This is a genomic window from Yoonia maricola, assembly GCF_002797915.1.
In the GTDB taxonomy this organism is placed as follows: Bacteria; Pseudomonadota; Alphaproteobacteria; order Rhodobacterales; family Rhodobacteraceae; genus Yoonia; species Yoonia maricola.
This window is the reverse complement of sequence record NZ_PGTY01000001.1, coordinates 1,029,460-1,042,522: the sequence shown is the minus strand read 5'-3', so window position 1 is coordinate 1,042,522 and position 13,063 is coordinate 1,029,460. Positions and strand designations below refer to the sequence as shown.

Below are 13,063 nucleotides of genomic sequence, written 5' to 3'. Positions count from 1 at the left end.
CGGTAACGTGAACGGATTTCTGCATTCTATGGTGAATCAGATCGCATCGGGCTAGCATTTCATTATGGCCAGTCATTCCGAAATCCACCGTCCCGACAATGTGCCTTTGGGTGTCGCGACGATTGTCGGAACGGTTTTGGCTTTGTCTTTGGGCGACGCGCTGATCAAGTCGCTCGGTGGCGGCGGTGGAATGGGGCTATGGCAACTCTTTTTTGTGCGCTCTTTGTTGGCTTTTCCTGTTCTTCTTGGCGCAGCACTTGTTTTCTTTAGCAGAACTCGTCTGGCTCCGAGATCGGTTGGCTGGATCGCAATACGATCTCTTTTGCTGACTGCGATGTGGATTGCTTATTATCTGGCGCTGCCGCTCCTTCCGTTGGCTGTTGCGGCGGCGGCTTACTATACTCTGCCGCTTTTCATCGTGGCCTTTGCCGCGTTGTTTGGTGGGGAAACCGTCGGGCGATCCCAATGGGTGGGCGTCGCAGTCGGGTTCATCGGTATACTTCTTGTTTTGCGACCCGGCAGTGACGCTTTTGTCTGGTCCGCGTTGCTCCCCATCTTGTCGGCTGTGCTCTATGCCTTGGCGATGATCCTGACACGCACCAAGTGCCGTAATGAGAATCCTGCTACGCTTGCCCTTGGTCTTAATGCGGCTTTTGTCCTTGTCGGTTTCACAGGGTTGCTGGTCGGTTGGCTCTTTCCTGTTGGAGCGGTAGGGTTCCTATCGCCAGATTGGACCACCATGGGATCAGACGCGTGGCTGACGACTGGTATTCTGGCTATCCTGATCCTTATGGCTTCTGTCGGAACAGCTGTGGCTTACCAAGCGGCGCCCGCATCAACAGTCGGTACGTTCGATTTCGCTTATGTCGGGTTCGCCCTGATCTGGGGGGCTTTGTTTTTTGCTGAGCGGCCTGACAATATGGCACTGGCTGGTATTGCTCTTATCGTCATTGCTGGCGTGCTGGCCGTTCAGCGATCCTGAGGTTGAAAGCGCCCTTTCGTCAAAACCGGACGAAGTTTGGAACGACAACGGGGTCCTGACCCTAACGCCTGATGGCGTTCTGGATTGCCAGATCTGACTGAGGTAGCGTCGACGCACTATCGATATGGTGGATCGCATTCATCTTCAGGATCATCGATAATGCTCAGAACGGAGGTCGATATATGTTGAAAGGAACATGCCATTGCGGTGCGGTTGGCTGGACACTGGGTATGATGCCTAGGTCGGTGACGACCTGCAATTGCACGATCTGTCGTCGCTATGGCGCCATGTGGGCCTATGGCTACGAGGGCGATGATATTGAAGCGACCGGGCAGACGATGACGTATCGGCGTGATGATAGCGGGGACATTGATTTCCACTTTTGTATGAATTGCGGGTGTGTGACGCATTACGTGGGCTGTGCCGCCGACGAAAACGGGCGCAAGCGGGCCGCTGTAAACGTTCGGATGGCTGCGCCCGCATCAATCAACGCGCTGCCGATCCGTCACTTCGAGGGGTACGACAGTTTCAAAGACCTTCCGCGCGATGGCCGTACGGTACGGGATATGTGGTTTTGAACTATTTGCCGATCAGGCGCGGCAAGGGGTGGCTGTCTCGAACGTATGTCTGAGGAAGCCTTCAAATTTGTTAAAAACTGCTGCGTAGCTTTTCTTGCAGATCGTCCACATCTTCAGCCACTTGCACAAAACCAAGGATGTCGTCACCTGCAAAGCCATTGTCGACGACATGTTGCAGCAGATCGCACAGCGGATCCCAGAACCCGTCGATATTTAGCAAGATCAGCGGTTTGTTGTGCAATCTTAACTGCCGCCATGTCAGCGCTTCGAAAAACTCATCCAGTGATCCCGCACCACCGGGCAATACGACGACCGCATCGGCGTTCATGAACATGACCTTCTTGCGCTCGTGCATCGTCTCGGTGATGACAAACTGATCGAGGTCGCGCTTGCCTACTTCCCAATCCAACAGGTGGGTTGGGATCACGCCAAAGGTCTGCCCGCCCGCGTCTTGCACTGCGTTGGCGACGCGGCCCATCAGCCCGACGTCGCCTGCGCCATAGACCAGACGCCAGCCATTCGCGACCAGCATCTGTCCGGTATCAGTTGCAGCCTGTGCGTATTCAGGCGCGTTGCCGTCGCGCGACCCGCAATAGACACAAACCGATTTTAGATTTTCAGACATTCTGATCCCTTTGGGCTAGCTTCACTTTGACCGGTCATAGCGGCGTTGGTAAGGTGGCTCAACCATCGCGGATGGGTCGGCCATGGATTGGCGCTGCAAAAGGGATAAAACGTGACAGAAGAGGCGAAATCAGGCGCAAAGCCTGTCGTTTTGGGCGGGATCGCGGCTGCGGTCATTGGTCTGGTTATTTTCGTGCTGATGCCACAGCCCGATATTGCCGATGCGCCGGTAGCTGCAGGCGATGATGCCGCAGCCGAAACCACGATAGAGGCTGATGACACCACAGAGGTCGCTGCCGAGGTGCCTGAACCTCAAGCGCCTGCTTTTGATACGTTTCGTGTCGAAACTGACGGGAGTATCGTTATCGCCGGGCGCGCATTACCCGGACAAACCGTCGATGTGATGCTTGCCGGTGCGGCGATTGACCGGGTGCAGGCGGATGGCTCTGGCAGTTTTGTGTCTTTGCCGGTTGCAGGCCCTTCTGATCAACCGCGCCGCCTGTCTTTGCTGGCTGATCCAGAGGGGGCTGCGGTTGCATCGACGACCAGCTATATTGTGGCCCCGATTGCAGCGCCAGCGGTTGTGGCTGCCGCACCCGCGCCTGAGGAACCGACAGACACCCCGGTCGGTGATGCCCCCGAGGCACCTTCCGCCCCGGTCGTGGATGCTCCTGTCGCTGCTCCGGCACCGCCGACCGTATTGCAGGCCGATGCGGGTGGGATCCGCGTGGTGCAGGGGGCGCCAACTTTGGAAAGCCCGCAAGTTGATGCCAATGTCGCCCTTGATGCGATCACCTATGACCCGGAAGGCGAGGTGCAGCTTTCAGGGCGCGCGACCGGTGATGGTGCAGTGCAGGTCTATATTGATAATGAACCGCTGACGGCATCCCCTGTCACCGAAGGTGGTGATTGGCGCATTGATTTGCCCGACATTGATACGGGCGTTTACACCCTGCGCATTGATGAGGTTGACACCGCCGGTGACGTTGTATCGCGTCTTGAGACGCCCTTTAAACGCGAAGAACCCGATGATGTCGCCGCCGTCCTGGCAGAGGAAACATCTGTCGAAGGGTTCGAGGTTGCCGTGCGCACAGTGCAACCCGGCGCCACGCTGTGGGCCATTGCGGAGGAAAACCTTGGCAACGGCATTTTCTTTGTCGAGGTTTTCGAGGCCAACAGCGACCTGATCCGCGACCCCGACCTGATTTACCCCGGCCAGATTTTTCGTATGCCGGAGATCACGCAATAGGCCACCTGCCTCTGGTCATCCATGTCCCCCGACCCTAGGTAGGACGTTCGCTGTTGTGGAGTTTTTATGCGTGGCCTAGCCAAAACCGAAGCCAATCTGAACGACGCCCAAATCCAAGGTTGGAGCGTGATCCGCCGCGTTGTGCCCTACCTTTGGCCAGAGGGGCAGGGTTGGGTTAAACGGCGCGTCATCATCGCCTTGGCGGTTTTGATGATATCCAAGCTGATCGCGGTGGGCACGCCGGTTCTTTATAAGCAGGCCGTGGATGCGCTGGCGCCTGAGGGGGCGGATGCAGCTACGGTGCTTGGTCTTGGTGCTGTTGGTCTGACACTGGCCTATGGGTTGGCGCGTTTGATGACCGTGGGTTTTCAACAATTGCGCGATGTCGTCTTTACCAAGGTGGGGCAACGTGCGCTGCGTCAGCTGGCGCTTGAAACATTCACTCATATCCACCGCCTGTCGATGCGCTATCACATCACCCGCAAAACCGGAGGACTGTCGCGGATTATCGAGCGCGGGGTGAAGGGCGTTGATTTCCTGCTGCGCTTTTTGCTGTTCTCAATGGGACCGCTGGTGCTTGAGTTGTTGATGATCTCGGTCGTTTTGTTTTTTCTGTTTGATGTCTGGTATTTAGCGACCGTTGTTCTGACGATCGCGCTTTATGTCTGGTTCACTTTCAAGGTGACTGAATGGCGGGTTAAAATCCGCAAAGAGATGAATGACCAAGACACGGACGCCAACCAGAAGGCCATCGACAGTCTGCTGAACTTTGAAACGGTTAAGTACTTTGGTGCCGAACAATGGGAAGCGGACCGTTATGATGTGGCGATGGCCAATTACGAAAACGCGGCGATCCGGACGAATTATTCACTGGCCTTCCTGAATTTCGGGCAATCGGTCCTGATCACGGGCGGCTTGGTGGCTGTCATGGTGATGGCGGCCTTTGGCGTGCAACGTGGCGATCTGACAGTGGGCGATTTCGTGATGGTAAACGCCTATATGATCCAGATCACCATGCCCTTGAACTTTCTTGGCACCGTTTACCGGGAAATACGGCAGGCATTGATTGATATGGGGGATATGTTTGATCTGCTTGAACAGCCCGCCGAGGTGAAGGACAAGCCGGGCGCGAAGGCGTTGGAGGTGAATGGCGGTCGTGTGGCCTTGCAGGGTGTGACCTTTGGGTACGATGCGGCCCGGCCCATCCTGAAGGGTGTCAGCCTTGATGTGCTACCGGGGCAGACCGTTGCCATTGTCGGTTCATCAGGGTCCGGCAAATCGACCATCGGGCGCTTGCTGTTCCGATTTTATGATGTGGGCGATGGGGCGCTGTTGATTGACGAACAAGACGTGCGCGATGTGACACAGGACAGTCTGCATGCGCAGATCGGCGTTGTCCCGCAGGATACTGTGCTCTTTAACGATACGGTGCACTACAACATCGCCTATGGTCGTCCGGGGGCATCAGAGGATGAGATCATCGCGGCGGCCAAGGCGGCCAAGATTCATGATTTTATCACCAGCCTGCCGGATGGGTATCAAACGACGGTGGGTGAACGCGGGCTCAAGCTGTCTGGCGGCGAAAAACAGCGGGTCGGTATTGCGCGGACCTTGCTGAAAAACCCGCCGATCCTGCTACTGGACGAGGCGACAAGCGCTTTGGATACTGAGACCGAGATGGAGATTCAGGCCGAATTGAAAGCCATGGGGCAGGGGCGCACGGTCATCACGATTGCCCACCGCCTGTCCACGATTGCGGATGCAGACCGCATCGTGGTGCTGGAAGATGGCGTGATCGTCGAAGAAGGTCGCCACGACGATCTGCTGGCGCGCCAAGGACGCTATGCAAACCTGTGGAACCGCCAGTCTGAAGAGGAAACGGCTTAGGACCGGGTTTTATACGACCCCCGTGGAGCATATCGTGATCTTGTTTTTTTACTCTGTAAAAGACGCCGCCTTTAGCACTGCATCCAGAGCTTCAATATCTGTTTCTGCCCAGACCTGAATACCGGCCTGCCCTAGCGCTGCTGCCGTGGCCCCACTACCTTGTTTTGTTTTTCCCAAGAAAGTTCCGTCGTAAATGAAGCTTGAGCCGCAAGACGGCGAGCCATCTGTCAGAACAGCGTGACGGCAACCTTTTTCCTGCGCCAATACAACAGTTTCGTGGGCCGCTCTTACATATAGCTCTGTTACATCCCTGCCAGTGTCTTCAACGATAGATGCATGTCCTGCAAGCACATCTGATCCCTGAAAATCACCCATGGACCCGTTGATGGGCCCACGTATTTCGGCAGGTGGTCGTGGCGTCGGGAAGCCAACGGAAATTTCCGGGCAGATTGATACGAGCCGATGTTCGGTCTTCCAGCGGGCCAAGATGTCGTCGCTGCCGCATGCTTTGGCCGTCCCATTATAGCGTACTGGACGGCCAATAAGACAAGCTGAGATAAGAATGCGCTCCATACCACTTAGATACAGATTTTAGGTCACCCCGCCAAGACACAGTGTCTGTGACACAGTATCATAAAGGGGGGCATTCGCGCTGCCGCGGAAAGTTAAACTAAAGAGCGCTCTGCGATCAATTGAGCCCCTCATGGTGTCGCTCAGCCCTGACTGTTGATCATCTCCCCCAGCTTATCCAGTGCTTGGTTCCAGCCGCCTTCGCCAGCCGTGCCAGCGGGCACGCCCACGTGCACCATGGTCATCTGGGTTTTGCCGTTCTCCTCGCTGAGTTCGACAATGACCTCGGTGATGTCCGGGCTGCCTTCGGGCATGCCCATGCTTTGCGGTGGGATCAGTGTGCCGTCGGGTTCACACATGCTTTCGGTGTAGACAAGGCGATGTGGTGCGTTGATTTCTTTATAGACGCCGATGAACCACATGCTCATCTCGCGTTCGGGCGTTTTCATTGTCATGTTGACCTTGCGGGTGCCGCCGACCTGAACGTCCATTTCGGCGGTCGGGACGCGCATGCCCATGGGACCGTACCATTGCTTAAAGAGGTCGGGGTCGGTCCACATGTTCCAAACCTTGTCGATCGGTGCATCGAATGTGCGCTGCAAACGCACCCAAGTTGGTTGGTCACTCATCTTTTGCATCCTTCATGTTATTGAGTATGCGATCCATCGCATCGAACCTTACGTCCCATATGTGACGGTATTGGTCGGTCCACAGCGCCACAGCCGCAAGCGGCTGCGCATCAAGTGTGCACGGGCGAAACTGGGCATTGCGCCCCCGTTTGATCAGCCCCGCCTTTTCAAGCACGCGGATATGTTTTGAGATCGCAGGCAAGCTCATCTCGAATGGCTCTGCCAAAGTGTTCACGGTTGCCTCGCCCTCGGCCAGACGCGCAAGGATCGCACGTCGAGTGGGGTGGGCTAGGGCCGAGAATGTGGCGTCGAGCTGATCTGAACTGTCCATAGGGCTACTATTAAACCAATTAGTTAATTAATCAACTTGGAAAATAAGCGCGCTGTCGCGATCAAGCAAAAAACACGTTATTACAAATGCTTGCTTTGCATCACCCCTCATATTAGCTAGCAAACACATGTTTTAGGAGTTCTAACTATGCGTATCTTGATCGTGGCAACGATTGTCTGTGTTGCTGGTGTAGGGGCTTTCTTTGTGTGGACTACAGGCAAGACCGAGATGGCACTGCCTGTAGAGTGTGCTGTTCTTCAGGCAAACGTTTGGCCCGAAACAGAGGCGTCCCCGTCAGATGAGAAACCATTGGCGCCCTTTGACGACATACTCGGTTTGCATACCGGTATGGCGGCGGACGCTGCGTGTCGCGCGATGATCGAGCGGGGGTTTGCACTGGTTGATCACGAAAGGCGCCCGATCACATTTGGATCACCGAGCAAGGACATGAGCTATGTTAGAGAGATGACTTTTGAGGCCCCAACTACGCCACTGGGTGTATCGCAGATGCATCAGGCGACGGTGGAGTTGTCTATTGGTTTGCCGGTTACCGGGTATCAGGTCGAGGCGATAGAAGTCAGTTATTTCTTTGCTGATCAGAGTACAGAAGAGCCCGAAAACGATGACATTTACGCTGGGTTCACCGCAAAATACGGCGTCCCGACATCGTCGGATCTGTCCATTGGCGCCCCCTACGCCTTTTGGGTCCTGACAGAGCAAGGGCTGGCAGATGTGCCGCACGACGTTGCATGTGACCGTTTGCATCTGCGTTATCAGACAATGGGCAGCATTCTTGATGGTCCGGCGGATGCGAGTTGTCAGGGTGTCTTAAAGCTAGACTATGGTGGCAACATGAATGAGGAAATCACGACCGCGCGTTACATGCGGTATCGTTTCAATGACAATGCGCGTATCTGGAACAACCGCATCGCCGAGTATGAGATTTCGCAGGCTTACAGAAATCGTTCGTTTTGAGCGGTGAACCATCACTTTTATGAAGTAAAGGGCCCGAATAATATCGGGCCTTTACTTTATTCTGCTGCTTGCACCGCAGCTTTCAATTCAAGCGGCGGTGCTTTTGCCGGTTCGCCATCGTCCCAGATGAACTCGGGGTGTTTGATCCGTTTCGCCTGACGTGCCAGTGCCCAGTCGCGTGCCGCTTTGCTGCTGCGGCCCATTGAGAGTTTCGCGAGCAGTTGCGCGAACCATTGCACATAAGTGACGAACCAGACGCGCACGGCCAGCATAGATGGCGTGAATACCAGCGTCAGCATGGTGGCGATCCCAAGCCCGAAGACAACGGCGGTGGCCAGTTGTTTCCACCACAGTGCTGTCGGGCTGTCGATCGAATAGCCGCCATTCATGAAATCAAGGCTGAGGCCGAACATCATTGGCGCAAGACCTGCCATCGTCGTAATTGTGGTCAGTAACACGGGGCGGATACGCGCCTCTGCTGTGCGCGTGATCGCCTCGGTCCGCGGCATGTATTTGCTGTATTCCTGATAGGTGTCGATCAGAATGATGTTGTTGTTCACCACGATACCCGCGAGTGCCACGATCCCAGTGCCCGTCATGATGATCGAGAAGGGTTGATCCATCACCAGCATCCCCACCAGCGAACCCGCTGTGGACATAACCACGGCCATCAAAACAAGGATGGAGTTGTAGATGCTGTTGAACTGCGCCAGCAGGATGATGAACATCAGACCCAAGGCCCCTGCAAAGGCGGTTTGCAGGAAGGCGCCTGATTCAGCCTGATCTTCTTGATCACCGGTCCATTCCCATTCGATTGAGGCGGGCAGGGGCGTGGTTTCAAGCCATTCTGTCAGTACAGCGATCCGTTCGTTTGCGTTGAGCGGCGTCTCGGAGATATCATCGTTGTTGACATGTTCCGTCAGGCTGGCAAAGGTTGTGTCATCCAGCAGCGTCACCACATCATAGCGGTCCATGCCGGTAGCATCTTCGCTGATGATACGCACCACGGCGATGGTTTCACCATCAACGCTCAGGTTTGTCAGCCCTGTTGCGACACCTGCCTTTACATCGAAATATCGCTTCTGTTCGATCCGGTCGATCTGGGCGAGCTTTTCAACAGGCGTCCGCGTGATGAAGTTCGACAGCGGGATTTGCCCCTGATTTGTGCGCACCTTGAGATTATCAAGTGTGGACAGCACACGGTCTTGTTCGGGCAAACGGACGCGGATTTCGATTTCTTCGTCAGAGCTGTCAACGCGCATGGTGTCCAGCAGAATGCCCCGCGTGACCATCTGTACCATCGCACCAACGGTGGCCACATTCGCGCCGTAGCGGCCTGCTTTTTCCACATCGACGTCGATTTGCCAATCGATGCCGGGCAGGGGGAGCGAATCCTCAATTGTGATCAGGCCGGGCGTTTGGTCGAATTGCGCGCGCGCAATGCTTGTGGCCGCGCGCAGCTCTTCAAAGTTGTCGCTTTTCAAGCGCAGATGCACCGGTTTGGCCGAAGCAGGCCCGCGCGATTGGGCCAGAATTTCAGTCTCGATGCCGGGGATCGTGTTGAGCTGTTCTTGCAATTCGGCCAAAACCACATCGCCATCAAGTTCGGCAATACCGGCGCGGTCTTCCCAAGGGATTGTCTCAAGCTGGACCTGACCGACCGTATCGCCGGGGATGCTGGCCCCGCTGGCATCCGTGTTCAGCCCGCCGTCGCCCGCGAAGGAAAATGCCGTGATAACACCGGGGTGAGCCAGCACGATGTCTTCGGCCTGCCGCACCAGATCGTCTTTTTCCTCAAGCGACAGGTTGCCACGGGCGCGCACGTAGACGATGGCTTGCTCTGGTTCGGATTCCACGAAGAATTCGACGCCATTGTTGTTGTTGCCATAGTAGCCAAAGATCGAAATGACGATGAACACCACGGCCCCAACGGTGACCAGCGGCATCACCGGATTTCCTGCAATAAAGTGCATGATACGGCCAAAGGGTGTGCGGCGGTAGCCTGCCTTGATGGTCTTTGCCTCGCGTTCGATCTTGGCTGCACCGATGGTGATGGACAACAAAAACGCGCCAATAAGGAACAGGATCATACCGGGCAAGCTGTCACTTAGTCCGCTGGTTTGTACCGCTTGACCGGTCAGATAACCGGGGTTGAGCGTGAGCATGGCGCCAGTAAAGACCACCATGATCGCCGGCAGCACCAAGAGCGCGCGTACAAACCACGGCAGCCGCGCACGTAGCGCATCGGATGCGTTGCCGAACAAGCGGCTCATCCGTCCTGTCACGCCGCCCATAACGGGCAGGTAGACCAGTGCAACGACCAGAGATGCCGAAAGAACAAAGATCAGTGTGACGGGGAGCATGCCCATGAATTGCCCCGGCACGCCGGGCCAGAAAAGCATTGGCAGGAAGGCACAGAGCGTCGTCGCGGTGGACGAGATGATCGGCCAGAACATGCGTTTGGCCGCTTCGACATAGGCGTGCATCGGGCCGCTGCCCTCTTTGATGCGCTTGTCGGCATATTCGACCACGACGATGGCCCCATCTACCAGCATACCCACCGCAAGGATCAGGCCGAACATAACGATGTTCGAGATGGTGATTTCCATCACCGCCAGCAAGGCAAAGCATAACAGGAACGATGTTGGGATCGCGAAGCCAACCAGCAGCGCAGGACGCGTGCCTAAGGCTGCCAACACCACGATCATCACCAGCGCAATAGCGGTCAGCACCGACCCTTCCAACTGACTGACCATGGAGGCCACGTTGCGGGACTGATCGTTTGAGGTGCCGACCTGAATGGCCGATTGCAGTTCGGGCGACCAGCTTGCGCGCTCCTCCTCGACCACCTCTTTCACGAGGGCAGCCGTGTCGATCAGGTTGAACCCTTTGCGTTTGACCACTTGCAGGGCCACCGTATTCACCCCGTTAAAGCGCGCCGTGCCAGCGCGATCTTCAAACGTCAGGCGGATCAGCGCCAGATCGCCAAGTGTGATCACCCGGTCACCATTGGTTTTGACGGGCAGGTTATAAATGTCTTGCGGTTCATCGAAAGATGATGGGATTTTGACCGCAAATGTCCCTTGCGCCGTTTCGACCTCACCTGCCGCGATGAGCAAGTTGTTGTTGCTGACAACATTGATCAATTCGTCAGCGGTAACGTTATAGGCCTCCAGCCTTAGAGGGTCGATCACCACCTCCAGCATCTCGTCACGCTGCCCGGCAAGCCCCGCTTCGAGCACGGCATCAAGCCCCTCGATGCGGTCTTGCAAGTCTTTGGCAACGCGCAGCAGTGTGCGTTCCGGAACCTGACCTGTCAGGTTGACGATGACGATGGGGAATTCAGAAAAGTTGATTTCATTGATTGAATACTGGTCCGCACCGCTTGGAAATTGCGCCTCTGCGTTGTTCATGGCCGAGCGGATATCGGCAAGGATCTTGGTTTTATCCCAGCCAAACTCAAACTCAAGTGCCACGCCGGCATAGCCTTCGGCAGCCGTCGCGGACATGGTTTTCAAGCCGTCCAGATCGGAAAGTTCGGACTCCATCGGTTTGACTAACAGGGTTTCGCTGTCTTCGGCGGAAATGCCGGGGAAGGGGACCGATACGAAGATCGCAGGGATTTCGATGTCCGGCTCACCCTCTTTGGGCAGGCCGACATAGGCCATGCCCCCCGCCAGAAGCGAGAGGGCAATGAAGGCCAGAACCATCCGGGCGCGCGAGGCGGCCCAGTCAACCAGTCCAGTCATCCTTTGGCCTCCGTGAATGTTGGTGCGATCTGAACGCCATCGACCACGAATTCCTGTCCAACCGTGATGATATCAACCGTTTCAGGTAGGTCGGTGACCCAGACGCCTTCGGCGGTGTCGCGCAGCAAGGTGACGGGCATGAACTGTGCCAGGTTGCCTTCGGCTACGGTGCGCACGCCCAAGACCCCGTCATCATCCAGCGTCAGTGATGATTGCGCGATCAGATGTGCGGTGCGTCCGTCAGAGGCGATCAGGATTTCAGCCGTCTGACCATCGCTGATTGCAAGGTCTTCATTTTCGACGGTGACTTCCACTCGGAAGGTGCGCGTCAATTCATCAGCGCTGCGCGATAGGAAAGTCACCTGACCTTCCACTTGTTCACCGCTGGTCAGGCGGGCACCGGCCATCGCGCCGACACTGACCTTAGACACATCGGTTTCAGGCACAAAGCCCACCAGTTTGATGGGGTTGAGTTGGATGATCGTCGCACAGGGCGACCCGGTTTGCATCAATGAGCCGAGTTCCGCAGTGTCGGTTTCCAACAGGCCAGAGAAAGGGGCGGTGATCGCCAATTTGTCAATCTCTCGCGCGGCAGTGGCGACAGCCGCTTGCGCAGCTTCGATACCAGCCTCAGCCGAGGTCACCGCAGAGCGGGCGGCCTGCATACCGGCGGTTGCCGCCTCCATGGCGGCTTCTGCGCTGACAAGCTGCGTCTCGGACGCAAAGCCATCCACGGACAGGCGCTGGGCGGCATTGAGGTTGATCTCAGCCTCGCGGACGCGGGCGCCGGCCTCGATCACGCCTGCTTCGGCTTCGGGGACGCGACTTTGCGCTTCGGCGAGCCGCGCGCGCGCTTCGGCCAGCGACGCTTCGCGTGTGCCGGGGTCAAGGTTACACAGCATCTCACCTTCGTTGATGAACGCCCCTTTACGGCGCGGTTCGGAAATCACCAGACCAGAGGTTTCTGCCGCAACGGTTACCTGGCGGGCTGCCTCTGTCCGACCGCGCAGGATGACCGCACTGTCGATGGTCTGAGCAACCGAATGCGTGGCCACGACACCGACAAGGGCTGCTTCGTTTTCTGTTGTTTCTGCCGCTGTCTCATCCGGTGCGACCGCAATAATATCTTCGCCAGCAGGACCTTGGGCAAATGCGACCAGCGTGTCGCGTTCAAATACAACCATATAAAGGCCAGCCAAAACCAGAACGGCGGTGATCACCGGTATTATTTTCATGTCGTTGTCCCCTTTGGCCGAATATCAGACATACAGCCATTCTCTTGGTCTGCTTATTTTTACGCCGCGTCTTAGGACGTGGATCACAAAAATATACTAAACCATTCAGTTCAGTTTATACATAAGATGCCGTTACGGCAAGCGCACTTTTGCGTGTGGATGGCGGGATTCATCCGCCCATTTGCGGCTGGCCTCTTGTTCATTGTGTTGGCTTCACGATATGTACCCGCAAAGACCTTTATAAACCTGCGAGA

General features: G+C 56.3%; 11 protein-coding genes. 5 read left to right on the top strand and 6 right to left on the bottom strand.

What is annotated here, in order from left to right; genetic code table 11:
* Positions 1 to 64: 64 nt before the first annotated feature.
* Both BC777_RS05245 and BC777_RS05240 read left to right on the top strand, forming a co-directional pair.
* Entirely contained in the window at positions 65 to 982 is a 918-nt protein-coding gene (locus tag BC777_RS05245; RefSeq protein WP_100367064.1) for a DMT family transporter, read from the top strand.
* 182 nt (positions 983 to 1,164) lie between these two features.
* Positions 1,165 to 1,560 carry a GFA family protein gene (locus BC777_RS05240; protein ID WP_100367063.1) on the top strand — a complete coding sequence of 132 codons (396 nt, stop codon included), beginning with the start codon at positions 1,165 to 1,167 and terminating at the stop codon, positions 1,558 to 1,560.
* Positions 1,561 to 1,630: 70 nt separating this feature from the next.
* Here the strand turns inward: BC777_RS05240 and BC777_RS05235 are convergent, their stop codons facing one another.
* A complete protein-coding gene (locus BC777_RS05235) occupies positions 1,631 to 2,185 on the bottom strand; it encodes an LOG family protein (protein ID WP_100367062.1) in 555 nt (184 codons plus the stop codon).
* A 111-nt stretch (positions 2,186 to 2,296) separates the two neighbouring features.
* Between BC777_RS05235 and BC777_RS05230 the strand changes: the two genes are divergently transcribed.
* Both BC777_RS05230 and BC777_RS05225 read left to right on the top strand, forming a co-directional pair.
* Complete coding sequence (locus BC777_RS05230; protein ID WP_100367061.1) at positions 2,297 to 3,433, top strand: LysM peptidoglycan-binding domain-containing protein; 1,137 nt, start codon at positions 2,297 to 2,299, stop codon at positions 3,431 to 3,433.
* Between the two features lie 66 nt (positions 3,434 to 3,499).
* Positions 3,500 to 5,320, top strand: coding sequence for an ABCB family ABC transporter ATP-binding protein/permease (locus tag BC777_RS05225; protein ID WP_100367060.1), 1,821 nt, complete (start codon positions 3,500 to 3,502; stop codon positions 5,318 to 5,320).
* 48 nt (positions 5,321 to 5,368) lie between these two features.
* Here BC777_RS05225 and BC777_RS05220 read toward each other — a convergent pair whose 3' ends face one another.
* The 3 genes from BC777_RS05220 to BC777_RS05210 all read right to left on the bottom strand — a co-directional run bounded on the left by BC777_RS05220 (position 5,369) and on the right by BC777_RS05210 (position 6,850).
* Complete coding sequence (locus BC777_RS05220) at positions 5,369 to 5,893, bottom strand: 2-thiouracil desulfurase family protein (RefSeq protein WP_100367059.1); 525 nt, start codon at positions 5,891 to 5,893, stop codon at positions 5,369 to 5,371.
* Between the two features lie 140 nt (positions 5,894 to 6,033).
* Entirely contained in the window at positions 6,034 to 6,519 is a 486-nt protein-coding gene (locus BC777_RS05215) for an SRPBCC family protein (RefSeq protein WP_100367058.1), read from the bottom strand.
* Positions 6,512 to 6,850 carry an ArsR/SmtB family transcription factor gene (locus BC777_RS05210; protein WP_100367057.1) on the bottom strand — a complete coding sequence of 113 codons (339 nt, stop codon included), beginning with the start codon at positions 6,848 to 6,850 and terminating at the stop codon, positions 6,512 to 6,514. The genes BC777_RS05215 and BC777_RS05210 overlap by 8 nt, the downstream gene beginning before the upstream one ends.
* A gap of 147 nt (positions 6,851 to 6,997) precedes the next feature.
* On the opposite strand from BC777_RS05210, the gene BC777_RS05205 reads away from it, so the two are divergent.
* Positions 6,998 to 7,825: a hypothetical protein gene (locus tag BC777_RS05205; RefSeq protein WP_100367056.1), complete on the top strand. Its 828-nt coding sequence runs from the start codon at positions 6,998 to 7,000 to the stop codon at positions 7,823 to 7,825.
* Positions 7,826 to 7,881: 56 nt separating this feature from the next.
* Here the strand turns inward: BC777_RS05205 and BC777_RS05200 are convergent, their stop codons facing one another.
* Both BC777_RS05200 and BC777_RS05195 read right to left on the bottom strand, forming a co-directional pair.
* Positions 7,882 to 11,574, bottom strand: coding sequence for an efflux RND transporter permease subunit (locus BC777_RS05200; RefSeq protein ID WP_100367055.1), 3,693 nt, complete (start codon positions 11,572 to 11,574; stop codon positions 7,882 to 7,884).
* A complete protein-coding gene (locus tag BC777_RS05195; RefSeq protein WP_100367054.1) occupies positions 11,571 to 12,809 on the bottom strand; it encodes an efflux RND transporter periplasmic adaptor subunit in 1,239 nt (412 codons plus the stop codon). The genes BC777_RS05200 and BC777_RS05195 overlap by 4 nt, the downstream gene beginning before the upstream one ends.
* Positions 12,810 to 13,063: the final 254 nt, after the last annotated feature.